Raw genomic sequence first — 24,140 nt, forward strand, 5'->3', positions numbered from 1 at the left:
ACTAAAGTGTATGTACCAGCTGGAGTTCCAGCAGCAACATTCACGGCACCAGTTGTAGGATCTAAAGTTACATTTGGATTCGAAGTCGAAACTTGTGTTAAGTTCACTTGCGCCAAAGTAACGGGCTGACCGTTTAAGGTATCATTCACCAATACATTAGGCACAGCAGTACCGCCAGTGTAACCGTTAGCTGAACCGTTATCGTCATTTGCAACGATAGGAGCAGCGTTCACCGTTACCGTTACCGTTGCAGTATCACAATTTGTTGGATTTAAAATTTCACAGATTTGGTATACCAATGTGTAGTTACCTGCAGGAGTTCCAGCAGCAACAACAACATTAGTTCCAGAAAGTGTCACACCAGGGTTTGTAGAAGAAACAAACGTAGTGTTCACTTGAGAAGCCACAACAGGTTGCCCGTTGAGGGTATCGTTTACCAATACATTAGTGAAAGAAGTACCCCCTGCAAAACCGTTTACTGGTGTTCCAGCATCGTCATTTGCTACGATGATAGGAGCCGCTACAGTTACTGTTACCGTTGCTGTATCACAGTTATTAGGATTTAATTTTTCACAGATTTGGTATACTAAAGTGTATGTACCGGCTGGAGTTCCAGGAGCCACATTTACCGAACCATTGGTTAAGTTCAATGTAACGTTTGGATTCGAAGTAGAAACTTGCGTTAAGTTTACTTGTGCTAAAACAACAGGCTGCCCGTTCAACGTATCGTTTACCAATACATTTGGAACCGCAGTCCCACCTGTTAATCCATTTGCACTTCCTGAATCATCATTTGCAACAATTGGAGAAGGGTTAACAGTTACTGTAACTGTAGCCGTATCACAATTGGATGGATTTAATTTTTCACAAATTTGATACACTAATGTATACGTTCCAGCGGGAGTTCCAGGAGCCACATTTACCGAACCATTAGTTAAGTTCAATGTAACACTTGGATTAGAAGTAGAAACTTGCGTTAAGTTTACTTGCGCTAAAACTACAGGCTGCCCGTTCAACGTATCGTTTACCAATACATTTGGAACTGCTGTACCACCCGTAGCACCATTGACAGTGCCCGAATCATCAACGGCATTAATTATTGCGGCTGACACGGGTACAGTAACTGTTGCGGTATCACAATTGGTTGGATTAGATACTTCACAAATTTGGTATACTAAAGTATAGTTGCCGGCTGGTGTTCCAGGAGCAACAACAACATTATTACCTGATAATGTTACCCCAGCATTGGAAGTTGAAATTTGTGAAATAACCACTTGTGAAGCTGTAATTGGATTTCCATTCAATGTATCATTGATTAAAACATTGGTAAAGGAAGTTCCGCCAACTGCTCCTACAACCGATGAACCAGCATCGTCGTTAGCGATAATTTTGTTACAACGCGAAATCGTAAAGGGAATAAAACACCCACTTCCTCCAGCGGGTACTGCATAATAAGTCGTAGTAGACCCAGGAGTTATCGGGAAGGGATTCGCGTTGGTATACTCTATAGTGTTGGAGTCTACTGGGAATTCGTTGTAGAATGATGAACCTACAGGGAAACTTGAAACTACATCAGTTACAGGTACTGTATTTCCTGAACCACAATATGCAAAGTTTCTGATTGCAGGAACTCCTTGACAATTTGCATTGACATAGTTTGTTCCATTGATTCCAATTGAAATGGACTGCGCAATAGGTTCTCCAACGCAGGTACCATTATTGGTAAATCCTTGAATCAAAGGTCGATTATTAAACACAACACCAGTGATAGCACCTGTACCCGAGAGAGTACCATTAACAAGGATGGCATTACCACAAGCACTGTTATTTAAAATAGTACAATCCGTGGTCGCTCTTAACTTGAAAGTAAGTCGCGCCAATACTTGATTGGGTGTTGTAGGCATTGGTAAACGACCAAAATCCCAAACAATTGAACCCGTAGCCCCTAAAGTAGGATTAAAAGTAATTGCATTGGGAGTTGGAAGCGGTGTAAAAAATACACTACCCGAAGCCGTATTAGGTACATATGTAGCATTGTAAGGTACAGGAATAACAATTTTTGCATTGTTAATAGCTTCAGTACCTTGATTACGGATATCTACCGTAAATGTCATGTCTTGGCCGGGCTGAATTGTGTAAGGCGCAGCAGAGACATTGACTCCATTCAGTTGCGTTACAGTCAATAAACCTTCAGGTTCAGGAATGTACGCATCAACCGCCATGGTAATATTAAAAATGGCATAAACGTCACCACCACTACCGTATTGGAAATTGGTTGACGTTTGGTTGTTACCGATAATGGAGTTATTCGTATTGTTTAACGTAAACATGGAAATATCAATACCCGTATTATTTTGTAAATTCGGATTACGTGTATTTCCACCTGTCACAATGGACGAGTTAAAAAAGTTATTAGCGGTATTTCCGCTATGAGACAAATTGGTGTAATTCGTAGTATTTAAATTTTGAATTCTGAAGAAATCACCAGTTAATCCAACATCACCTTCAGAGGCCATCAAACCTAATTTGATTCCTACATTACCCGTTTGAACGGTATTAAAACCAGAAACAGGTAAGTTATTGGGTGTCGATGAACCGTTGATATAAGCATGACCGTCGAAAACAGTGATATCACGGTATTTCATTTTGGAGTTCTCGTAAACAACTACGATACCCCATCCACCCGAGTAACCTGTTCCTCCACCGTTACCATCGCGCAAAGCGATATCAGCCACGGTATAAGTACCTAAACCGTTTTGACGGACATAGTCTGTAATTTCTGTATATCCCGAATAAATGTAATCGGATGTGTTTGTTGGGTAATAGATGTTATTGGCCGTTGCGGTCATCATAGTGTATGATGATGCACCTGGACCTCTTAACATTACTTTTCGTTTGTCAAATTGCTTCGTATAACTTGTACCGTTAATCGTACGCGTTACATTGAATGTATTTGAAGTTCCAGAAGAAGATTGACTCGCTCTTCCTGTCCAATACAAACCGGCAAAAACAATTCTTGAACATGATGGAATCGCTCCATTTTCTGTTGAGAATGTTAAGTTAGCCGAAGAGGAGTTAAACGTTGGACTTCCTCCTAAACCAATGGGGGAGTTGCCATCAACGTCAACATACACCATCGTGTTGCTGTTGTTGTTGGTTGTGTTCCCATAGTTTTGTAGGGTCAGGTTGGTATTACCAATCATGGTAAAATCCCCTTTCACATTGTAAACCGTCTGTGTAGGCGTATACGAAGACGTTCGCTGTGAAAACGGAACATAAACCTGCGCGTTAAGCAAACTTAAGCTTCCGAAAAACAGGATAAGCTGAAGTAGCAAAAAGTGGGTTTTGTTCGATTTGTAAGTCATATAGTTGTTTTTCATGGTATTCAACTTTTTAATGTACTGGATTAAGATCCAGGTTCGCTTTTAAATACAACAATGTAATTTGTTCCAGCTGAAGTTACTACCTGCGAAATTTGTGGTAGTGTGTAGGGAAAAGCTGTGAGAACATACACATAACGAAGCTTAGTAAAACCTGAAAGTGTACTCAAATTCAAAGCACCTATGATTTGGGATGGTTCGTCGATACGAACAGTAATCAACTCAATGGTTTGTTTTTGAAAATTGGCCTGAGGTAAACGAATAAATCCGTTAAAATCGGTGTAAACGTTTACAGGGTTGCTGCCGTAGGTTTTAACTACGTTGTCATAAAAGTAAACCGAGGATTGTACCTCGTAGACTAAATCCTTTAAGCGCGTGCGCTCGGGATCATTTCCACCATTGATGTAGGCATCTAAAGGACGGATTGCGGAAACTCTTGGTGTGCCAGCTTGTTGGGCAAACACCTCGCTCGAAAACGAAAGGAGCAAAGTCATCATAATGACTAGGATTCTCCAAAATGAGTGGGAACCTTTGGGTTTGTTCATGTTTGATTTATTTGGGTTGATACTATTCATGTTCTTTCACTTTTAGGATAAAGTTAACATTGTTCAAAATTATGTTGATAAGTTTTGCTTTTTCAATTTTATCCGTGAACTGCGCTAAAACTCGTTAAACTTCCATTTTTCCATGTTTTTCAATCATTCATCGAAAAATATATGTTTTTCAACGACATATTTTTCAGCATTCATCGATGTTAAAACGCACTTTATACTACAAACAAGGTCAAAAAACATCGACAAAATGCATACTTTTAACAAATCGAAAGTACAGTGTTAATTTTAGCTGACCAAATAAAATATCGATAAAGTGTAAAAAAAATTGGATAAAAGGTAAAAACAGGCATATATAACATGTAAAATCTTACAAAAAAATGAAATTCAAACTTTCTCTGATACGACATGCTAAATCTTCATGGGAATTTCCCTTGGATGATCGGTTGCGCCCCTTAAATGAACGTGGAATTGCAAATGCCGAAAAAATGCGAATAGCGTTAATTCGTGAGCAATGTATACCCCAAAAAGTCTATACAAGTCCAGCCGTGAGGGCTCGAACTACCGCAAAAATAATTATGGAGAATCAGGAGGCTTCATTTCCAATACTTGAAATCGCCGAGGAATTGTACACGTTTGAGGCAAACAATTTAGAACGATTTGTTAAAAAAATGAATCCAAAATTCTCAAGCGTATTTCTTTTTGGTCATAACAACGCTATTACAGATTTTGTTAATAAATTTGGGGACCTGTTTATTCCCAATGTTCCCACGGCAGGTTGGGTAACAATCGAATTTGAAGCCGAAAGTTGGGCTGCAATCACCAAGGGAAAAACAATACGATTTATAACTCCCAGCGCATTATAAAAATGACAAACTCACGTAAATTCAACTATATTGACCGCGAAAAAAGTTGGCTCACCTTCAATGCTCGTGTCCTTCAAGAAGCTGCCGATCCCACGGTTCCTTTACTCGATAGACTTCGTTTTTTAGGTATTTTTTCCAATAATTTGGATGAATTTTTTAGGGTTCGTTATGCGGCAATTCGTCGTTTGAGCCTTTCTGGACAAACAGGAGAGAAAATATTAGGTGGAATTTCAGCACAACAACTCGTAAAAGAAATCACCGCGATTGTTATTAAGCAACAATCCGATAGTCTGCGAATTCTTAGTGCCATTGAAAAAGAGTTAGAAAAGGAAAATATTGTCATTGTCAACGAAAATCAACTCTGTCAAGAACATCAAAATTTCGTGCATGATTTTTTTATTCAAAATGTTAGTCCAGAATTAGTTACGGTCATTTTAAATGATTTAGCTGAATTTCCATTGTTAAAAGATACTTCTGGCTACTTGGCGGTCAAATTGGTTATGCGAAGCGAAAGTAAGTCCGGTCTATTTGGAAAAATGAAACCGAAAGAAGTTCGTTATGCCCTAATTGAAATCCCCAAAAACATCAATCGCGTCGTTGTTTTACCGGCCCTTGAAAACAAACAATACATCATGCTTTTGGACGATGTGATTCGCTATAATTTGAGTTCTATATTCAATATTTTTGACTACGAAAGTATCTCGGCCCACATGATCAAAATCACCCGCGATGCTCAATTGGATATCGATAGTGATTTAAATAAGAGTATGTTGCAGAAAATCGCTACTTCTGTTAAAGAACGTCGCGTGGGTGAACCTGTACGCTTTGTTTACGATACCATGATCGATAAAGATACGTTAAGTTTCTTCCTTAACCGAATGGGAATTGACAAGTCCGACAGTGTAATTCCCGGAGGACGATACCACAACCGCCGTGACTACATGGATTTTCCCAACTTAGGACGTTTTGATTTATTGTACCAAAAGAAGGTACCGCTACCAGTTCCTGGCCTTTCATTGGAGGGAAGTATGCTGCAAAAAATTGCGCAAAAGGATTATTTGGTATATGCCCCTTTCCAATCGTTCGCTTACCTTATTAAGTTTTTAAGAGAAGCCGCCCTAGATCCCAAAGTTACTTCTATAAAAATTACGTTATACCGTCTCGCCAAAAATTCGCAAATCATTAGTTCTCTGATTAATGCGGCTAAAAATGGCAAACGGGTTGTGGTGCAAATTGAACTGCAAGCCCGCTTTGATGAAGAAAGTAACATTTCGTACTCAGAAATGATGCAACAAGAAGGTATTGAATTGATTTTTGGCATTAAAGGATTAAAAGTCCACAGTAAAATTTGTGTCGTTGAACGCATGGAAGAGCAAAAGTTAAAACGCTACGGTTTCATTTCTACCGGTAATTTCAATGAATCTTCGGCCAAAGTGTATACCGATGTCACCTTATTTACGAGTCACCAACAAATCCTTAAAGATGTGACGAAAATATTTGAGTTTTTTGACATCAACTACCGTTTACACCGCTACAAACATCTTATTGTTTCCCCGCATTACACCAGAAATCGCATCTATAAATTAATTGACCGCGAAATTCTCAATGCTACCCTAGGTAAAGTGGCTACGATTGATTTAAAAATGAATTCACTCTCTGATTTTGAGATGATTGATAAATTGTATGAAGCAAGTAATGCTGGAGTAAAAATTCGTTTGCAAATACGTGGAATATGCTCTTTAATTCCGGGTGTTCCTGGGATGAGCGAAAATATTCAAGCCATAAGCATCGTCGATAATTTACTCGAACATGCTCGTGTTTTTATTTTTGGAAATGATGGAAATCCCGATATCTATATTTCCTCGGCCGATTTTATGACGCGAAATCTTGACGGCAGGGTAGAAGTGACCTGTCCCATTTATCAGGCCGATATTAAAAAAATACTGATCGACACGTTTGAAATTGGATGGAAAGGAAATGTAAAAGCGCGTTTTCATTCTGAAAATCTTGACAATCGCTACCGAACGCGTGATGAACATTCGCCTGTATTCAGAGCACAATATGAAATGTATGCGTATTTTCAACGCCTCTATGATGAACAACCCTTACTCCCCTAAAATAGCCCCAAACCTATGATTGCAATTCGTAAATATGCTGCGATAGATATTGGTTCCAATGCGATGCGCTTGTTAATCACTAACATTGTTGAGCAGGAAGGAAAAGAGCCGCAGTTTAACAAGTCCTCTTTAATTCGAGTACCCATTCGTCTGGGGCAAGATTCATTTACCACTGGAATCATTTCTCAAGAGAATGCATTACGCATGGTTGATGCCATGGAGGCCTTTCGATTGTTGATGAAAGTCTATAAAGTCGAACGGTATAAAGCCTGTGCCACTTCGGCGATGCGCGATTCGTTAAACGGTCCCGATGTGGTGAAACTTATTAAGGAAAAAACATCTATTGATATTGAAATTATAGACGGGAAAACCGAAGCCATGATCATTGCTTCTTCCGATTTGCACTCGTTTATTACAGCCGATAAAACCTATTTATATGTCGATGTTGGGGGCGGAAGTACCGAATTTTCCTTGTTTTCTGAAGGTAAAATGATTGCTTCCAAATCTTTCCGAAACGGAACTGTACGTTTACTTAACGATCGCGTTCCCGATGAAACATGGAATGCCATTGAGGAATGGGTGCGAACGCAATGTGAACCCTATGATGATATTATTCTGGTAGGTTCTGGTGGCAACATCAACAAATTGTTTAAACTGTCGGGAAAATTACCCGATCAGCCGCTTTCTTATCTGTATCTCAATGCACAGTATCAATATTTAAGTTCGTTGACCTACGAACAACGGGTAGCAGAATTAGCCTTGAATACTGACCGTGCCGACGTTATTATCCCGGCGACTAAGATTTATTTAAATGCGATGAAATGGAGTGGCGCAAGAAAAATCTATGTACCCAAAATTGGGCTCTCCGATGGTATCGTAAAAGCTATGTATCACCAAAAAATAGAATCCATTACGTTTTAAAACATTATAGATCAAGGTCAAATTGTTTCCGCAACATTTCGAGTGCGGGGTTGATTTCTTGAAGTCGATGGTACTTGTCTTGGGGCGTAAAGGCTATTTTACTTTTCACTTCTTCATTGACTTCAACCTCAAGTCCGATTTCATGATTGTGAAGTTTGGCGCGTAAAAAGGCAACAAGCTCAGGTTTTTCTTTGTCAAAGTCCAATTTTGACCCTTGATTCGGTAACGTATGAATAATGGTCGTGCCTTCCAGTCGCGGATCATTAATGCGCAGTAATGCCTCCATGATTTTATGCCCTTTGTCGTTTAATCGGTCGGCATATTTATACCATTGTTCCAACATTTCTGTAGCTGTAAAAGGTTCGGTAGGCAACGTTTTTTGTTCTTCACGAACCGTATTTTTTTGCTGTTCCAGGAGTTCCTTTTTCGCTCGAATACTCGACAACGACAATGCCGAAACTTTTCCTCCTTCGGTTTGACTTGGCAAAATGGTTTGCAAAGGTTTAGAAACGGGTGGTTCAACACGAGGAGCCTCTGTTTTGGGAGGATCTATTGGAACCGACACCGGTGTCACGGCAGTTTCGGGTTTTGTACCGCTAGTTTCAGTGGCTGGCAGAGATGTTGTTTTTTTATCCTGATTTTTTAGTTCAGTGATGGAGTAATTATTGGTCCTGTAGTAGGTTGGCGGAATTATGAAGTCAACTTTTTTTTTTCTCCATCAAAAGAGATGGAGCACAATTGCATTAGCGTAAGTTCGACTAGTAACCGCTGATTTTGAGACGTTTTATACTTCAAATCGCATTCGTTGGTCAAAGCGATGGCTTTAAGCAAGAAGTCACTTTCACATTTTTCAGCTTGTTCTTTATACAGCATTTGTGCATGTTCTCCGGCTTCCAGTAAAGCCAGTGTCGCTGGATTTTTGCATACCATTAAATCTCTAAAATGCGATGCTAAACCAACAATAAAGTGATGGCCATCAAATCCTTTGGCCAAAACGTGATGAAAGGCTACTAAAATTTGAGGAATATCATGGGCTAAAATTAAATTAGTCATTGCAACATAGGTCTCAAAATCCAATACATTGAGATTTTCAGTCACCGCCTGACGGGTCAAATTAGTCCCACAATACGAGACAACACGGTCAAAAATTGACAGCGCATCCCGCATCGCACCATCGGCTTTTTGGGCTATAATATGTAAAGCATCATCTTCAAATTGTACCCCTTGACTTCGCGCGACCTCCGCCAAATGCTCTTTGGCATCTTTGACCGTAATTCGTTTGAAATCAAAAATTTGACAACGCGATAAAATGGTTGGAATGATTTTATGCTTCTCCGTAGTCGCCAAAATAAAAATAGCATGCTTCGGGGGTTCTTCCAAAGTTTTCAAAAAGGCATTGAATGCTGCCGTTGAAAGCATGTGAACCTCGTCAATAATATATACTTTATATTGTCCCGTTTGGGGAGGAATGCGAACCTGATCAATCAAATTCCGAATGTCATCCACCGAGTTATTGGAGGCAGCATCCAATTCAAAAACATTGAAGGCAAAATCTTCATTCGGATCATCATACCCCGGTTGGTTGATTTTACGGGCCAAAATACGTGCACAAGTGGTTTTACCCACACCTCTCGGACCCGTAAATAGGAGGGCTTGCGCCAAGTGATTGGTTTCTATGGCATTCAATAAGGTATTCGTAATAGCCTGCTGACCCACTACGTCTTTAAACGTTTGCGGACGGTATTTACGGGCTGATACAATAAATTGTTCCATAGTTTTCAATTGGAATACAAATATAGTTTTTTTACAAAATCAGTTCGCTTGCCCTATCCCTTTTTCATCAAAACTTATTCACAACATCCCCCGAAAATGGGAGCCGTCCTTATTATTTTTTATGTCTATTTTTTAAAAAAAGAAAGCCGTTATTTCCAAACAATTAAAGCTATCTTTGCGCCAGCAGACCGCCTTATCGCTGTTTCGATTCGTCGAGATGGAGGAAAGTCCGGACACCACAGAGTAGCATAGCGGGTAACGCCCGTCCTTTCGAGAAATCGGAAGAGGACCAGTGCAACAGAAAGGATGTACAGTTCGGCTGTAGTGAAATCAGGTAAACTCTATGCGGTGCAATGCCATGTATACCGACAGTTAAGGGCTACTCGTCCGTTGTCGGGGGGTAGGCAGATAGATCGTATTAGTAATAATACGGCCAGATAAATGATAAGGGTTCCGAATTTCGGAATACAGAATCCGGCTTACAGGTCTGCTTTTTTATGCTTCTTCTTCCTCGATTTCAGGATATTCAAAAAAGGAAAAAACCGAGGCACCGTAGTTTTTATCGTAGCTGAAAAAGTCCAAATCTTTCATAGGAGTATGCTTCGAATGTTCTACGACCAAGACGCCTTGTTCATCCAACAAATCTTGCGCAAAGATTAACGCCACCAATCGATGAAAATCTTTTTCTGCCATATCATACGGTGGGTCGGCAAAAATCACATCATAGGTCCCGCGATGACGTTCCAAGAATTTGAATACATCACTTTTGATTGCCGAAATATTTAAATCCAATTCGTTAGCCGTCTTTTTGATGTAGTTCACACAGCCAAAATCGGCATCCACACTGATGATTTCGGGACAACCGCGGGATCCAAATTCATAACTGATGTTTCCGGTGCCTGCAAACAAATCCAATACCTTTAGATTCGCAAAATGAAAATGGTTGTTTAAAATATTAAACAAAGATTCTTTGCTCATATCCGTGGTAGGGCGTACAGGCAAGTTTTTGGGCGCTACCAATCGACGTCCTTTGTATTTTCCAGAAATAATTCTCATGCGTGAACAAGAATAAAATGGTGACGGTTTTCATGTTCACTTCGTCCGTTATTGATGGCGCGCAACGGCATGAGTTGGACTTGACGAATATAGGTATAGGCCATTTGGTAAAACGGATCGTCTTCTTCAAATGTGCCCAACAATTCCAGTTGCAATTGCTCGGGATTCAGTTGCAACTGCTCGGCAGTAAATAAAATATAATAGATAAAATCCTCCGGCGTTTGATAGTCAAACGCATTAAAGTAAACCAACTTTCGTTGCGCAATCACCACAATTTCAAAATGCGAAGCGGCACGGTGCACATACATCACAGGTTCGACCGAATGTTTACTGTACTCCAATAATTTTTGAACCAAGATGGAATGCGCATGGCAATAATCGAAAGAACCGTATTGGTCGATGAAAAAATTATTCATGTTCACATACGGGATATACACATTGGTCATTTCATGTGACGCCAAGGTATCATAGGCAAAAAAGTCGGTTTCAAAAACTCGGGTATTGAATTGCAAATAACTTCCTTTGAACTCCGCATCAAAAAAAGGAGTAGGGACAAAAGTGTTGAGTGCATTGGTGTGCACAATTTGGATGGCATCATACCGCAGTCGCAATTCGGGATGATCATGAAAAACCACGGTAAACCAATCTTCGATAGGAGTATTGCGTTGATACGGATGATACGGGAGCGGTTGTAAAACCTCAATTTGCTCAGTAATGGTATTCACAACGGCAAACGACAACCCGTTCAGAGAAACCTGAATGGCTAAGCGTTTATAAGTTTTGTCAAGTATACTCTCCATGAACTAATCGGGTGGAGGCAAACTTACGAAATATTGTTAATATAAGGCGGGCTTCCGAGGGTTCAAATTTGAAAACAGACTCCTATCTTTGTTGTCTTATGCATAAATTTTACCAACGATTACAACAGGCTTTTCCGTTTCAACCCACGTTGAAGCAGGATGTTTTTTTTCAAAAAATAGCAAAGTTTGTAACCGAACCCAACGACGATTCAATTTTTGTGTTAAAAGGCTATGCAGGTACGGGAAAGACCACTGTGATTGCCGCTTTGGTGCAAAGTTTACCCGAAATACAATACAAATCGGTTTTGTTGGCTCCCACCGGTCGTGCGGCCAAAGTCATTTCCAATTATGCGCAGAAGCCGGCTTTTACCATTCATAAAAAGATTTACTTTCCCAAGAAAAAAGCAGGGAGTGTCACTTTTACCATGCAACAAAATAAGCATAAGAACACCCTTTTCATTGTTGATGAAGCTTCCATGATTTCCGATTATGAGGGAGGTTCAGCGATGTATCAACAAGGGTCTTTGTTGGATGATTTGATCTTTTATGTCTATAATAATCAAAATTGCAAATTGATACTTTTGGGCGATACGGCTCAGTTACCCCCCGTTCATCGAACCGATTCACCCGCTTTGAATGTGGATTCGTTATCCTTAAACTACCAAAAGAAGGTCGATACCATTGAGTTGGACGAGGTTATGCGTCAAGAGGAAAAGTCGGGGATATTATGGAATGCAACCCAGTTACGCGAATTATTACACGATGCTTTTTTTGAAGGATTTCAGTTTCAATTGCGCGGATTCAAAGATATCATTCGCTTGGTTGATGGGTATGATATTCAAGATGCTATCAATAATGCCTACAGTCAATTTTCTATTGAGGATACTGCTTTTATCGTTCGTTCCAATAAACGCGCTAATCAATACAATCAGCAAATTCGCGCGCGCATATTGTTTAAGGAAAGTGAACTTTCGGTAGGGGATTACTTGATGGTTGTGAAAAATAATTATTTCTGGTTAAAAGAAACCGATGAAGCTGGTTTTATTGCCAACGGAGATACCATTGAGGTGCTTGAAATATATGGTTTCAAAGCGCTGTATGGGTTTCAATTTGCGCGGGTAAAAATCAGAATGGTTGATTATCCCGATCAACCCCCTTTTGAAACGATACTTATTTTAGATACCTTAACAAGCGAAGCTCCGTCGTTGACCCAAGAGCAATCCCAACGCTTGTATGAAGAGGTCTTACTGGACTATGCCGACGAACCCTCCAAATACAAACGTTTGGAGCATTTACGCCAAAATGAATATTTCAATGGGCTACAAGTAAAATTTGCTTATGCCATCACGGGCCATAAATCGCAAGGTGGCCAATGGAATACGGTATTTGTAGAGCAACCCTATTTGCCCGACGGACTTCAAATGGAGGATGTTCGATGGTTGTATACCGCTTTAACCCGCGCCAAAGAACGATTGTATCTTATTGGATTTCAAGATCAGTTTTTTGAAATGTAGTTAGGATGTAGCTTTTGTATTATCGCTATTTTAATTTTAGGTTATCCTACTGTTTCTATGATGATTATCATGTTTTTGAGTGAAAAGGGGCCGTAACTTTACCCTACAAAAAAAACTGAAATCATGAAAAAAATTGTCTTCCCTACCGACTTCTCTGAAGTAGCCACGAATGCATTTCGTTATGCTCTTGAATTGGCAAAACAGTATCATGCAGAGATTATTCTTTTGCATACCTATGAATTACCCATTGTCGACCATCAATTTGCCCCTCAAAATTACAAGACTCTTTTTGATTCCTTGGAGTTAATCAATTTTGATCGATTTAAGGAAGAAGCAGCCAAATTAAAGGAAATTGTAGTAAAACATAATGCCGAAAAAGTACGTTTGAGTCATGCCTTACGCGATGGGGATTTGGTTTTTAATTTAAAAGAATTGATTCGAGAGGAGCAAGCAGACTTTGTAGTGATGGGGACTGCGGGAGCTTCTGGATGGAGTGAATATTTTTTGGGGACCAATACCACTGAGGCGATTTCTAATTTGAATGTTCCCGTTTTGAGTGTACCCAAAGAAGCGACTTTTACGAGTATTGAGACGATTGCTTTCACTACTCGGTTTCGAGAAAAAGATAAAAAAGCATTACAAGAAGTCCTTCACTTAGCCAAAGGATTACAAGCCAAAGTAAAATGTTTGTATGTGGAAACACAGGATACCGACAATACACCCGCTACGTATGAAGATTGGAAAAGCCATTTTGCGTTGGAACCTGTTCAATTTCATATTATCCCCAATGATGATGTTGAGGCAACAATTACTGATTTCATAAGTGGAAATAACGTTGATGTATTGGCGATGATGACCTATAAAAAAGGATTTTTTGCCCAATTGTTTGCGCAATCCTTCACCGAGAAAATGGCCAATCATTTGAGTATTCCCGTTTTGGCGCTACATGAATAAAAAAAAGCCGCTTTTCAACAAGCGGCTTCTTTCATTATAAAAGGTTGGGTTAGTGTTTCCTTTAATTGTTCAACATCACAGGCATAACCAACATGGTTACAGTTTCGCCTTCATCCAAACCATCCACTGGGGTCAGGATTCCAGCGCGGTTAGGCATAGACATTTCCAATTGAATTTCATCCGATTGTAGGTTGGAAAGCATTTCCAATAAAAAGCGAGAGTTGAAACCAATTTGCATATCATCACCCTGATAATCACAGGTCAAACGCTCTTCGGCTTTATTGCTGTAATCGATATCTTCGGCTGAAATATTTAATTCGGCGCCCGCAATTTTCAAACGAATTTGGTGGGTCGTTTTGTTGGAAAAAATAGCCACACGACGAACTGAGTTAAAGAATTGCGTACGATCAATAATCAACTTATTAGGATTTTCCTTTGGAATTACCGCTTCGTAGTTGGGATACTTTCCGTCAATCAAACGACATGTTAAGATATAGTTTTCAAAAGAGAACGTCGCGTTAGAGTCGTTGTATTCAATCTTCACTTCGGCATCAGAGGTCCCTAAAATATTTTTTAAAATATTCAACGGTTTTTTGGGCATAATAAAATCAGCCACTTGCGAAGCGCTTACATCAGTTCGAGCATATTTTACCAATTTATGTGCATCGGTGGCCACAAAAATTAATCCTTCAGGAGCAAATTGAAAAAACACCCCCGACATCACTGGGCGTAAGTCGTCATTTCCAGCAGCAAAAATCGTTTTGCTAATCGCGGTAGCCAAAACTTCAGCAGGCACAAGCGTTGAAGAGGGATCTTCCAACTGTACCGATTTTGGAAATTCCTCTCCAGGGGCATAGGCTATGGCGTATTTACCCGAATTTGAACTGATTTCAATGGTGTTATTTTCCTCCACTGTAAAGGTTAGCGGTTGCTCAGGAAACGTTTTTAAAATATCCAACAACAACTTGGCCGGTACTGCAACACTTCCCGTATTGGTAGATTCAATTTCAAGCGTTGCCGACATCGTAGTTTCAAGATCAGAGGCCGAAACGGTGAGCGCATTTTGGTTCAATTCAAATAGGAAATTATCCAAAATCGGCAAGGTATTGCTGCTGTTGATAACACTTCCTAACACTTGAAGCTGCTTTAATAAATACGAACTCGATACAATGAATTTCATTTTTTTTATTTTTTACAAATATATCCTAAAGCGGATGATTAAAAAAAGTTTTTTTATTAACACTAGCGGGCATAACGACGCTTGCGAAGTAAGGTAAAAAACAGTCCGAAAATACCTAAAATCACTAAGGGCGATACCACAGTGACGATTTGCGTGAAGGTGTAATTCTCTTTTACTTTTTCGGTGTCCAATAGGGCTAATTTAACCTCTTTATTGCGAATGTTGATAAGTCCAGAGTCGTCTAACAAATAATTGACGCAATTCAATAAAAACTCTTTATTCGCATACATTTTTCCTGTCCATTTTTCATACCCTAATTCCAGCGGTTGGTAGTTTTTATCGTATTGATTACGAATAACATCCCCGTCGGCAATGACAATCATTTTCCCCGGTTTTCCAACGGCTTTGAAGTTAGGATCTTTAAAAGCAGGGATGCGGTTTTCATAAACCGAATGCATCTTACCCTCTAATAAGACCGCCAGAGGAATCAAGCCGCCCCCTTTCGGAAAGGAAGCCGGTTCAGGACGTTCGGCCACCATGTTTAAAGCTACGGGAATGGGTGTTCCCACGGCTTTAGAATAGGGAGAAGAATGCAACAGTACCGTTTTTTGAATAGAATTCTGCAGGAGTTCAATAGGGTTGCAGAAATCAAATTTTATCACATCCAAATTAGTCACTATCGGATTCTTGGCATCGGCATATACTGCAGGGGCATACAGCCAAGGATACTGATTGTATTGTGTGGCATTGCCTTGTTGCCCTGTAGCTAAAGTGATAGGACAGGCCATTACATCTTTCACAAGGTCGCGTTTTATGCGTATTCCATATTTAAAAAACAAATCATCCAGATTCAAGTCCCTCGGAAACGCCAATCCTTCGCCCGTAGTCATCAAACTATCCATTTCAATATTGACCTGATCCAACAACCATAATGATTTTCCACCATTAACCATAAATTGATCGAGCACCTGTTTTTCGGCATCGGAAAAAGCTTCAGTAGGCTTGGCAATGAGGGCTAAATCGTATTTTTTCAAATCAAGATTGGTTTTTACAGGATTACTCGCAACAGAATCCAACGTAAAAGGACCAATAAAATAATTTTCCTTTACTGTTCGTAGAAAATCACCAATCAACAATTCATGCAATTCACCATTTCCTTTGATCACCGCAATTTTTTTCTGTCTTTTCTCAATTACCGTATTAAACCCGTTGGCAAAGGCATATTCTAAATGTTGCACCGAACTTTCTACTTTTTGAGCAGTCGAGGCACCCATCATGTTTTTGAGGAGTGGAACTTTGGTAATGCGATCGCCGTAACGAACCTCGGCCCAAGGGAATACCATCTCTTCGGTTTGTTTCCCTTTATGATTTACGGTAATATTGATGGGCGTTAATCCGCGGTCATATAACTTTTGAAGGGTAGCTTCTGACGTGTTTTCATCCTCCAAAGGGTTGATGAATTGAAAAATAACATTGCTGTTTTTGGCTTTGAATTCTTCCAGTAATTGTTGGGTTTCACTTTGCAGTTTTTTGAATTCACCGGGAAAACTTCCTTCCAAATAAACATCGATATAAAGCGGTTCTTTTGCTTTATCTACAATGGTCATCGAAGTATCTGAAAGCGTATACCGATGGTCAGCGGTAAGGTCAAACCGTTTGAAGACCAAATTACCCAAAACATTGATTACGATTAACAATCCGAGCGTGATGGCGATTTGTTTTGCCTGTTTTTGCTTCATTATGATTTAAGACCTTTTAATTGGTAAACGGTTAACGATAAGAAAAAGAAAGCAACGGAGGTAAAATAGAGAATATCACGGGTATCCAAAACCCCTTTGCCCATACTTTTAAAATGGTAATCCATACCTATTCTAGAAACGTAGTCTCCCGCCGATCCAAAGAATACGGCAAGGCCTTCGAATCCATAATAAAAAATGAAGCATAGAAAAACAGAGAGAATAAAGGCTACAATTTGATTTTCGGATAAGGTAGAGGTGAAAATCCCAATTGACGCATAGCCCGAAATTAAAAACAACAATCCAAAATAGGCTCCTACAGTACTCCCAAAATCAAAGGGATTATCTTTCATCCCCAAATCGTTTAACACAAAGACATAAAGTAGCGTAGGCACAATGGCTAGGGCAATGAGAACAACCGCGCCCAAAAATTTGCCCCCTACAATTTGCCAAAGACTTAAGGGCTTGGTGAGGAGTAATTCAATCGTACCTTGTTTTTTTTCATCCGAGAAACTTCGCATGGTCACCGCAGGGATTAAAAACAACAAAATCCATGGGGCCAAAGTGAAAAAGGGGGTCATATCGGCAAAACCACTGTTGAGAATGTTGAATTCCCCTTCAAAAATCCAAAGAAATAAACCGTTTAAAAGCAAAAAAATAGCGATAACCAAGTACCCTACTGGTGCGCCGAAAAAAGATTTTATTTCTCTAAATAGTATTGATTTCATAATATATTTTCACCTTACTAGGTAAACGCAGTCTTTTAAATTTATTGCAAACTTACTAATTTATTCACACTCCATGCTTCGGGTTTGTCGTTGAAAAGTTTTTTGGTAAACGTCCAAATCTCATCAAATAAGGCCGATTGTCGGTACTGATTTAATGCGGTTTCATCGTCCCAATAACTGTATGTAAAGAAAATCCCTGGATTTTGAGCATCTTGGTACAATTCCAACAACCGATTGCCGGGGCTGTTTCGAATATGGGATTTCATTTGCTCAAATTGGGCCAAAAAAGTAGGAATATGCTCCTCATGAAAGGAGAGTTTTACAATGCGAACCAACATAGATGTTAAGATTTAAATTCAATCCAAATGGCATCTCGATAACGGAGTCCCAACAAACTAGCGGCATTTCCTGTATGTAAGGTACTTTTATAGATGCCAATTTCTAAATACCCTGCCTCATTAAAAATCGCCATCGTTTTACCAGCATGATCGATTTTGTTGTCTAAGGCTTCAATAGCATGATAATGAGGGAATATTGTTTTTAGTTTTTCACGTTTTACAGTGATCTCATACGAACGCCCCCGAGCGGATTCCATAAACAACGATTGCTCAATGTTGGTCACCGCATTGCCAAAATGATCAATGTACATTACGTAACCTTTCAGTTGGCGCTGCTCCTGGTCGATAACGGGTTGCAATTCGGTTACCTCGTTGAGTGTTGAAATGGTTTTTCCAATTACACTGAGTGCCCCTCCTTTGGCCAAATGTATGGCAACAGTGGCAAAAACTTCCATATCTGTGGCTTGCTCGTGCAAACGGTCGTGAATCGTGATTTCGACCAGTGTTTCGGGGACTTTTTTACGGAAAATCATGCCCAAAATGCCATTGTCAGCCGCAATAAAATAGTGCCCTTCCCACAAGGCTGCGATATGCCCTTTGGAAGGTGTTTTTCCTGCATCAACACCTATAATATGAACGGTTCCTTTTGGAAAATGGCGGTAACCCGCACCTACGAGATAACTGGCCTGTGCCAAGTCGAAAGCATCAACTTCATGCGATAAATCCACAAGTTTCACCTCTGGATATTGTGTATACAATTGCCCTTTCAATGCGCCCACAAAATAATCTTTGTGTCCAAAATCGGTAGTAAGGGTAATTATTGACATAAAATTGTTTATAACTAAATTGGGAACAAACCGCAGTCTTTCTTAAATTTGAGATGCATGCAAAGCTAAGTAATTCTCAGGAATTTTTAACCCTAAAACCACGGCATTTGAACGAACGTATCATCGAACTGCACGACATCGCTCCGAAAGAATTTTGGGGCGCTCAAGATGCTCATTTAGAGACCATCAAAAAATATTATCCCAAGCTGAAAATCGTAGCGAGGGGAACCACTTTAAAAGCTTTTGGTGAAAAAGAGGAACTGGACGAATTTGAAACCCGTTTCAACCGATTGATGTTGCATTTTACACGCTACAATAATATTGATACCAATGTTATCGATCGAGTCATTCAAAGTAATACGTTTGAGGAACAACGTATGCCCGACCACGACAAAATTTTGGTTCATGGGTTGGGAGGCAAATTAATCAAAGCCATAACACCCAACCAACAAAAATTGGTGGAATCCGTACTGAAAAATGACATGGTTTTTGCTGTGGGGCCCGCTGGTACGGGTAAAACCTACACTGGAGTGGCTTTGGCGGTAAAAGCGTTGAAAGAAAAACAGGTAAAGCGTATCATTCTCACCCGTCCTGCCGTTGAAGCAGGGGAGAACCTCGGATTTTTGCCCGGGGATATGAAGGAAAAACTAGATCCATACATGCAACCGTTGTATGATGCTTTACGGGATATGATTCCGCCGCAAACCCTAGAGGATTATCTTCTGAAAGGCATCATCCAAATTGCGCCTTTGGCCTTTATGCGGGGGAGAACGCTGGACAATGCTTTTGTGATTTTAGATGAAGCGCAAAACACGACGCATTCTCAGATGAAGATGTTTTTAACCCGTATGGGGAAAAATGCCAAGTTCATCATTACTGGCGACCCAGGACAGGTGGATTTACCGCGACGCACCATTTCAGGATTGAAAGAGGCGCTCTTGATTTTGAAAGATGTTGAAGGCGTCGGGATATTGTACTTGGATGATAAAGATATTGTTCGTCATCGTTTGGTGAAAAAAATTATCGATGCCTACAAACGAATCGAAAACCAAGATTAATGAAAGACTATTTTAAATATGAAAAAGGCTACCTCTTAATTAATGAGGAAGCCTTTTTTTTAACATCATCGGGCAATTGGTCGGAAGCTCTGAGTTTGTCTGAAAAGTCATTTAGTTCCCGTAAAGTAAATAATCGTCGAGCAGATAGAATGTATTATTTTGTGGGCCTGCTAATGGTCGCTTGCTTTTATGCATTTTATTCAAAAAAAATACTTGCTGGATTTGGCGGAATGGCATTATTATTTTTTGTTTGGAATTATTTGAAAAATGAAACAACAGCTCGGTATAAAATTCCGCTGCAAAAAATAATCCAGTTGAATGTATCAGAACCAGGGAAAATACAATTTCGATTTTACAACGAGATGGGGCAAGAGGACACCGAGTATATTCAAGGATTTGAACACAAAGGTGTCGCTTTTCTCATAGAGAATTTTAATAAATTCATGGAGTCATAATTGATTTTTTCTTTTTTAAAAGTACTTTTGCACCGCACAACAACATAACTACAAATAATGCAAACGCTCACAACTACAAATTTCCAATTTCCGGGACAAAAATCAGTATACCGCGGAAAAGTTCGCGAGGTATATAACATTGATGATACGATATTGGTGATGATTGCCACCGATCGACTTTCTGCATTTGATGTCGTTTTACCCAAAGGAATACCTTATAAAGGTCAGATCTTAAATCAAATTGCAACCCGATTCATGGAGTTGACCTCCGATATTGTACCCAATTGGTTGTTGGCGACACCCGATCCCAATGTTGCGGTAGGACATCTATGTACGCCTTTTAAGGTAGAGATGGTAATTCGCGGTTATCTTTCAGGGCATGCCGCTCGCGAATATGCAGCAGGGAAAAGAACTTTATGTGGTGTCACTTTGCCTGAGGGAATGAAAGAAAATGATCGTTTTCCAGAACCCATCATTACGCCAACCACCAAAGCTGATTTTGGCGTGCATGACGAAGACATCTCACGAGAAGCAATTTTAGCGAATGGTATTGTTTCAGAGGAAGATTATTTGATACTCGAAAAATACACGCGAGCACTATTTCAACGCGGAACCGAAATTGCAGCTGCCCGTGGTTTAATATTGGTGGATACCAAATATGAATTTGGAAAAACGAAATCAGGTGAAATTGTGCTCATCGATGAGATCCACACCCCAGATTCGTCCCGATATTTTTATGCCGAAGGGTATGAAGAGCGACAAGAGAAAGGCGAAGCTCAAAAACAATTATCCAAAGAATTTGTACGTCAATGGTTAATTGCCCATAATTTTCAAGGAAAAGAGGGACAAAGCATCCCAGAAATGTCTGAAGAATATGTTAATTCTGTTTCTGAGCGTTATATCGAATTGTATGAAACGATTATGGGCGAAAAGTTTGTCAAAGCCGATTTGGAAAGCCTTGAGAAGCGAATTTCAGATCATGTGAATGCCTATTTGCAACAACGCTAGTGTTAATGGAATATTAAAATTACAAGGTCGCTTCAAAAAAGCGGCCTTTTTTTGTAACAACAGTTTCGAAGTGTCGTCTAGTAGTATATAACCGAGTAGTTAATTTCGTCAACATTGACAAGGCTACTAGGTTATACAAGGTATTTTTAATCATCATCAATCACAACAAATAAGTAGTATCATGAAAACAACAAAAATGTATTTAGGATTAGCCGTTTTACTCGTTAGTAATTTTGCCTTAGCGCACGGCGATTTAGAACAATTTCAAATGGAAGTTGAAGATTCAAATGTAACGGCTTATCTGGCCAAAGAAAAAATAAGTAAGCCGGAAACAGTCTCTGAAATGGATGCGCAAACGCTTCAATATGTGTTGGCTCCTGTAGCAGGAAATTATCAAAAATCGGCTGAAGAGGAAATCGAAGACGGTTATAAAATTACCGAAACCGCGCCACAAACCTATCAATGGTTAACGATTGAGCCTACTTTGGAGGACATGGTTCGATTCAATGAATCAGTAATCGAAAGCAATCAATGGCAGCAACAAGAGGGCTATTCTTTACCGAACGTACAACCTAGGGTTCCCGTTTCTCAACCCGCTGGGGTAGTAGGGAAAGAGATTTTATAATTCCCAGTAATTACAAAAAAGAAGGGCTATCGTTTAGACAGCCCTTTTTTTTATTTAAAATAGGAAAAATTATGTTGATCTTCGATGCGCAAAAGCGTTTCATAAATAAGCTGAATGACATGTTCAACATCGTCGCGATGCACCATTTCAACGGTAGTGTGCATGTAGCGCAACGGAAGTGAAATTAAGGCTGAAGCCACACCTCCATTACTGTAGGCAAAAGCATCAGTGTCGGTCCCAGTCACTCGTGAAGTGGCGTGACGCTGGAAAGGAATCTTACACGTAGTAGCCGTATCGGTAATCAAATCTCTTAACTTATTTTGAACAGCTGGTGCGTAAGCTATTACAGGTCCTTTGCCAATTTGTAAATCCCCTTCAATTTTCTTCTCAATCATCGGTGTAGAGGTGTCATGGCAAACATCAGTTACAATGGCAACATTGGGTTTTAACGTTTGGGTAATCATCTCGGCGCCTCGCAAACCGATTTCCTCCTGTACCGAATTCACAATGTAAAGACCGAAAGGTAGTTTTTTCTTATTTTCTTTTAGCAATCGCGCCACTTCAGCTATCATAAAACCACCCATCCGATTATCCAAGGCACGGCATACAAACTTATCGCCATTTAAAACCATAAATTCATCAGGGTAGGTGATGACACAGCCTACATGGATGCCCAAATTTTCTACTTCTTCTTTGGTGGCACAACCTACGTCAATGAAAATGTTGTGCAATGAAGCCGACTCTTCTTTCCCACGATTTCGAGTGTGAATGGCAGGCCAACCAAAAACGCCTTTAACAATTCCTTTTTTGGTGTGAATATTAACGCGTTTGGAGGGGGCAATTTGATGATCCGAACCTCCATTGCGGATTACATAGATCAATCCATTATCTGTAATATAATTAACGTACCAAGAAATTTCATCGGAATGCCCTTCAATAACCACCCGATAGCTTGCCTCCGGATTAATTACCCCAACAGCTGTTCCATAGGTGTCGGTGATAAAAGTATCCACATAAGGTTTCAAGTATTCCATCCATAAACGTTGCCCTTCCGATTCATATCCCGTCGGTGAGGCATTGTTTAAATAGTTTTCCAAAAAATGAAGTGAAGCTTTGTTCAGTAAGGATTTTTTGCCCATAGAAATGTTTTTTGGCTAAAATAAAGATTTGGCACTACAGTTGTATATGGTTTTGCATAATTTTGTATACGAATTTATGAGAGTTATAGCTGCAATCTTTTTGTTCTTATTTTCTTGTCATCTCCAAGCACAAGATGATAAACCTGTTGTGCCATCAACATCGACTCAAACGGTAGAAATCGATACGGTAACCATTGATACTATTTTATTGGATGAAGTATTAATTTCAAAAAATGCGATGAATGAAGAAGATAAAAAAGCATTCTTATTACTTCAAAATCGGGTGTATAAGGTATATCCTTATGCAAAATTAACGGCAGAAAAGTTAATGGCAATCCGAAAGACTGCGGGAAGTTTGAAAACGGCACGCGAAAAAAGACGCTACATGAAAATTGTTGAAGCCTATTTGGAAGAAGAATTTAAACCGCGTTTAAAAAAATTATCCCGTAAGCAGGGGCAGATATTGATTAAATTGATTTATCGGCAAACGGGTATTTCGACTTTTGAGTTGATTAAAGAGTATAAAAGTGGTTGGAAAGCCTTTTGGTCAAATACAACCGCTCATTTATTTGATTTAAATCTTAAAGCCACCTATCGTCCTTTAGAAGACAACGAGGATTATTGGATAGAAACTATTTTATACCGCGCATTTGTTGAAGGAAGGTTAGTGGAACAAAAAGCAGCAAACCCTATTGATTTTGACGAATTAAATGCCCACTGGGAAAAATTAGCGCAAAATTTAAAAGCTAAAAAGTAACATCCTAGTTTGTAAAATACACAATTTTAACACACAACAGCTTTAATTGTTTCTTTTTTACACAATTGTTAATAACTCCTCTCTATTTTTTTTGGATATAGGGTGCATAGGTTTCTATATTTGCACTCCCAAAACGGAAGTGATGGGGTTTCGGAATGGTAAAAGATTTCGAAAAAAAAGTTGCAAAAGTATTTGTCAGATTAAAAAAGAGTTTTACTTTTGCACCCGCTAACCGAGAGAGGTTGGTTGAATTAGAGAAGATAAGTTCATAGACATATTGGATTGACAGCAAAAATTAAGAGAGAGTAAGGCTAATCGATATGGATTAGAATTAAGCTAGAACCCGAGTCAAAAAAA

At 39.5% G+C, this 24,140-nt stretch carries 22 protein-coding genes and 1 other RNA gene; 11 read left to right on the top strand and 12 right to left on the bottom strand.

Annotation, left to right across the window (positions count from 1 at the left end):
* Both BUC17_RS13415 and BUC17_RS13420 read right to left on the bottom strand, forming a co-directional pair.
* Positions 1 to 3,380, bottom strand: a 3,380-nt coding sequence (locus BUC17_RS13415) for a beta strand repeat-containing protein (RefSeq protein ID WP_073365372.1), incomplete at its 3' end; no start/stop codon positions are given.
* 26 nt (positions 3,381 to 3,406) lie between these two features.
* Entirely contained in the window at positions 3,407 to 3,877 is a 471-nt protein-coding gene (locus tag BUC17_RS13420) for a hypothetical protein (protein ID WP_143161818.1), read from the bottom strand.
* A gap of 434 nt (positions 3,878 to 4,311) precedes the next feature.
* Here BUC17_RS13420 and BUC17_RS13425 point away from each other — a divergent pair, with 434 nt between their 5' ends.
* From BUC17_RS13425 to BUC17_RS13435, 3 genes are read left to right on the top strand one after another with little or no spacing between them, the layout of a single operon-like run.
* The gene (locus BUC17_RS13425) at positions 4,312 to 4,797 is read left to right on the top strand and encodes a SixA phosphatase family protein (protein ID WP_073365376.1); all 486 of its coding nucleotides are present in this window, start codon (positions 4,312 to 4,314) and stop codon (positions 4,795 to 4,797) included.
* A 2-nt stretch (positions 4,798 to 4,799) separates the two neighbouring features.
* On the top strand, positions 4,800 to 6,914 hold the full coding sequence (gene ppk1 / locus BUC17_RS13430; protein ID WP_073365378.1) for a polyphosphate kinase 1: 2,115 nt from the start codon (positions 4,800 to 4,802) through the stop codon (positions 6,912 to 6,914).
* 15 nt (positions 6,915 to 6,929) lie between these two features.
* Positions 6,930 to 7,835, top strand: a complete 906-nt coding sequence (locus tag BUC17_RS13435) for a Ppx/GppA phosphatase family protein (RefSeq protein WP_073365380.1) — start codon at positions 6,930 to 6,932, stop codon at positions 7,833 to 7,835.
* 4 nt (positions 7,836 to 7,839) lie between these two features.
* Here the strand turns inward: BUC17_RS13435 and BUC17_RS13440 are convergent, their stop codons facing one another.
* A complete protein-coding gene (locus BUC17_RS13440) occupies positions 7,840 to 8,409 on the bottom strand; it encodes a DNA polymerase III subunit gamma/tau (protein WP_234977723.1) in 570 nt (189 codons plus the stop codon).
* Positions 8,410 to 8,525: 116 nt separating this feature from the next.
* Positions 8,526 to 9,608 (bottom strand): DNA polymerase III subunit gamma/tau, encoded by a 1,083-nt coding sequence (gene dnaX / locus BUC17_RS13445; protein WP_073365382.1) that lies wholly within the window; start codon positions 9,606 to 9,608, stop codon positions 8,526 to 8,528.
* Between the two features lie 180 nt (positions 9,609 to 9,788).
* Here dnaX and rnpB point away from each other — a divergent pair.
* An RNA gene (gene rnpB / locus BUC17_RS13450) (RNase P RNA component class A) lies at positions 9,789 to 10,106 on the top strand.
* Here the strand turns inward: rnpB and BUC17_RS13455 are convergent.
* Complete coding sequence (locus tag BUC17_RS13455; RefSeq protein WP_073365384.1) at positions 10,104 to 10,664, bottom strand: RsmD family RNA methyltransferase; 561 nt, start codon at positions 10,662 to 10,664, stop codon at positions 10,104 to 10,106. The two genes, rnpB and BUC17_RS13455, sit on opposite strands and share 3 nt — an antisense overlap.
* Positions 10,661 to 11,464, bottom strand: coding sequence for a DUF3822 family protein (locus tag BUC17_RS13460; protein ID WP_073365386.1), 804 nt, complete (start codon positions 11,462 to 11,464; stop codon positions 10,661 to 10,663). The genes BUC17_RS13455 and BUC17_RS13460 overlap by 4 nt, the downstream gene beginning before the upstream one ends.
* 98 nt (positions 11,465 to 11,562) lie before the next feature.
* Here BUC17_RS13460 and BUC17_RS13465 point away from each other — a divergent pair, with 98 nt between their 5' ends.
* Complete coding sequence (locus tag BUC17_RS13465; protein WP_073365388.1) at positions 11,563 to 12,978, top strand: ATP-dependent DNA helicase; 1,416 nt, start codon at positions 11,563 to 11,565, stop codon at positions 12,976 to 12,978.
* 123 nt (positions 12,979 to 13,101) lie between these two features.
* A complete protein-coding gene (locus tag BUC17_RS13470; protein ID WP_073365390.1) occupies positions 13,102 to 13,932 on the top strand; it encodes a universal stress protein in 831 nt (276 codons plus the stop codon).
* A gap of 61 nt (positions 13,933 to 13,993) precedes the next feature.
* Here the strand turns inward: BUC17_RS13470 and dnaN are convergent, their stop codons facing one another.
* From dnaN to BUC17_RS13495, 5 genes are all read right to left on the bottom strand, one after another.
* Entirely contained in the window at positions 13,994 to 15,112 is a 1,119-nt protein-coding gene (gene dnaN / locus BUC17_RS13475) for a DNA polymerase III subunit beta (RefSeq protein WP_073365392.1), read from the bottom strand.
* A gap of 62 nt (positions 15,113 to 15,174) precedes the next feature.
* Positions 15,175 to 16,851 carry a gliding motility-associated ABC transporter substrate-binding protein GldG gene (gene gldG, locus BUC17_RS13480; RefSeq protein WP_073365394.1) on the bottom strand — a complete coding sequence of 559 codons (1,677 nt, stop codon included), beginning with the start codon at positions 16,849 to 16,851 and terminating at the stop codon, positions 15,175 to 15,177.
* Positions 16,851 to 17,576, bottom strand: coding sequence for a gliding motility-associated ABC transporter permease subunit GldF (gldF, locus tag BUC17_RS13485; protein WP_073365396.1), 726 nt, complete (start codon positions 17,574 to 17,576; stop codon positions 16,851 to 16,853). The genes gldG and gldF overlap by 1 nt, the downstream gene beginning before the upstream one ends.
* Positions 17,577 to 17,617: 41 nt before the next feature.
* Complete coding sequence (locus BUC17_RS13490) at positions 17,618 to 17,914, bottom strand: putative quinol monooxygenase (RefSeq protein ID WP_073365398.1); 297 nt, start codon at positions 17,912 to 17,914, stop codon at positions 17,618 to 17,620.
* Between the two features lie 5 nt (positions 17,915 to 17,919).
* Positions 17,920 to 18,741 (bottom strand): SAM hydrolase/SAM-dependent halogenase family protein, encoded by an 822-nt coding sequence (locus BUC17_RS13495; RefSeq protein WP_073365400.1) that lies wholly within the window; start codon positions 18,739 to 18,741, stop codon positions 17,920 to 17,922.
* Between the two features lie 107 nt (positions 18,742 to 18,848).
* Between BUC17_RS13495 and BUC17_RS13500 the strand changes: the two genes are divergently transcribed.
* From BUC17_RS13500 to BUC17_RS13515, 4 genes are all read left to right on the top strand, one after another.
* Positions 18,849 to 19,799 carry a PhoH family protein gene (locus BUC17_RS13500; RefSeq protein WP_073365402.1) on the top strand — a complete coding sequence of 317 codons (951 nt, stop codon included), beginning with the start codon at positions 18,849 to 18,851 and terminating at the stop codon, positions 19,797 to 19,799.
* Positions 19,799 to 20,254, top strand: coding sequence for a hypothetical protein (locus tag BUC17_RS13505; protein WP_073365404.1), 456 nt, complete (start codon positions 19,799 to 19,801; stop codon positions 20,252 to 20,254). Before BUC17_RS13500 ends, BUC17_RS13505 begins: the two co-directional genes overlap by 1 nt.
* A gap of 57 nt (positions 20,255 to 20,311) precedes the next feature.
* Positions 20,312 to 21,262, top strand: coding sequence for a phosphoribosylaminoimidazolesuccinocarboxamide synthase (locus BUC17_RS13510; RefSeq protein WP_073365406.1), 951 nt, complete (start codon positions 20,312 to 20,314; stop codon positions 21,260 to 21,262).
* A gap of 181 nt (positions 21,263 to 21,443) precedes the next feature.
* The gene (locus BUC17_RS13515; protein WP_073365407.1) at positions 21,444 to 21,887 is read left to right on the top strand and encodes a hypothetical protein; all 444 of its coding nucleotides are present in this window, start codon (positions 21,444 to 21,446) and stop codon (positions 21,885 to 21,887) included.
* Positions 21,888 to 21,937: 50 nt separating this feature from the next.
* Here BUC17_RS13515 and BUC17_RS13520 read toward each other — a convergent pair whose 3' ends face one another.
* A complete protein-coding gene (locus BUC17_RS13520) occupies positions 21,938 to 23,026 on the bottom strand; it encodes a M42 family metallopeptidase (RefSeq protein WP_073365409.1) in 1,089 nt (362 codons plus the stop codon).
* 28 nt (positions 23,027 to 23,054) lie between these two features.
* Here BUC17_RS13520 and BUC17_RS13525 point away from each other — a divergent pair, with 28 nt between their 5' ends.
* Positions 23,055 to 23,783: a DUF4294 domain-containing protein gene (locus BUC17_RS13525; RefSeq protein WP_234977724.1), complete on the top strand. Its 729-nt coding sequence runs from the start codon at positions 23,055 to 23,057 to the stop codon at positions 23,781 to 23,783.
* The last annotated feature ends 357 nt before the right edge of the window (positions 23,784 to 24,140 follow it).

It is taken from the genome of Flavobacterium fontis (assembly GCF_900129405.1).
Classification (GTDB): Bacteria; Bacteroidota; Bacteroidia; order Flavobacteriales; family Flavobacteriaceae; genus Flavobacterium; species Flavobacterium fontis.

Excerpts from the sequence above, each read along its gene's own strand:
- BUC17_RS13420 (WP_143161818.1), bottom strand. The coding sequence starts at position 3,877 with ATGATGACTTTGCTCCTTTCGTTTTCGAGCGAGGTGTTTGCCCAACAA.
- BUC17_RS13425 (WP_073365376.1), top strand. The coding sequence starts at position 4,312 with ATGAAATTCAAACTTTCTCTGATACGACATGCTAAATCTTCATGGGAA.
- ppk1 (WP_073365378.1), top strand. The coding sequence starts at position 4,800 with ATGACAAACTCACGTAAATTCAACTATATTGACCGCGAAAAAAGTTGG.
- BUC17_RS13435 (WP_073365380.1), top strand. The coding sequence starts at position 6,930 with ATGATTGCAATTCGTAAATATGCTGCGATAGATATTGGTTCCAATGCG.
- dnaX (WP_073365382.1), bottom strand. The coding sequence starts at position 9,608 with ATGGAACAATTTATTGTATCAGCCCGTAAATACCGTCCGCAAACGTTT.
- BUC17_RS13455 (WP_073365384.1), bottom strand. The coding sequence starts at position 10,664 with ATGAGAATTATTTCTGGAAAATACAAAGGACGTCGATTGGTAGCGCCC.
- BUC17_RS13460 (WP_073365386.1), bottom strand. The coding sequence starts at position 11,464 with ATGGAGAGTATACTTGACAAAACTTATAAACGCTTAGCCATTCAGGTT.
- BUC17_RS13465 (WP_073365388.1), top strand. The coding sequence starts at position 11,563 with ATGCATAAATTTTACCAACGATTACAACAGGCTTTTCCGTTTCAACCC.
- BUC17_RS13470 (WP_073365390.1), top strand. The coding sequence starts at position 13,102 with ATGAAAAAAATTGTCTTCCCTACCGACTTCTCTGAAGTAGCCACGAAT.
- dnaN (WP_073365392.1), bottom strand. The coding sequence starts at position 15,112 with ATGAAATTCATTGTATCGAGTTCGTATTTATTAAAGCAGCTTCAAGTG.
- gldG (WP_073365394.1), bottom strand. The coding sequence starts at position 16,851 with ATGAAGCAAAAACAGGCAAAACAAATCGCCATCACGCTCGGATTGTTA.
- gldF (WP_073365396.1), bottom strand. The coding sequence starts at position 17,576 with ATGAAATCAATACTATTTAGAGAAATAAAATCTTTTTTCGGCGCACCA.
- BUC17_RS13490 (WP_073365398.1), bottom strand. The coding sequence starts at position 17,914 with ATGTTGGTTCGCATTGTAAAACTCTCCTTTCATGAGGAGCATATTCCT.
- BUC17_RS13495 (WP_073365400.1), bottom strand. The coding sequence starts at position 18,741 with ATGTCAATAATTACCCTTACTACCGATTTTGGACACAAAGATTATTTT.
- BUC17_RS13505 (WP_073365404.1), top strand. The coding sequence starts at position 19,799 with ATGAAAGACTATTTTAAATATGAAAAAGGCTACCTCTTAATTAATGAG.
- BUC17_RS13510 (WP_073365406.1), top strand. The coding sequence starts at position 20,312 with ATGCAAACGCTCACAACTACAAATTTCCAATTTCCGGGACAAAAATCA.
- BUC17_RS13515 (WP_073365407.1), top strand. The coding sequence starts at position 21,444 with ATGAAAACAACAAAAATGTATTTAGGATTAGCCGTTTTACTCGTTAGT.
- BUC17_RS13520 (WP_073365409.1), bottom strand. The coding sequence starts at position 23,026 with ATGGGCAAAAAATCCTTACTGAACAAAGCTTCACTTCATTTTTTGGAA.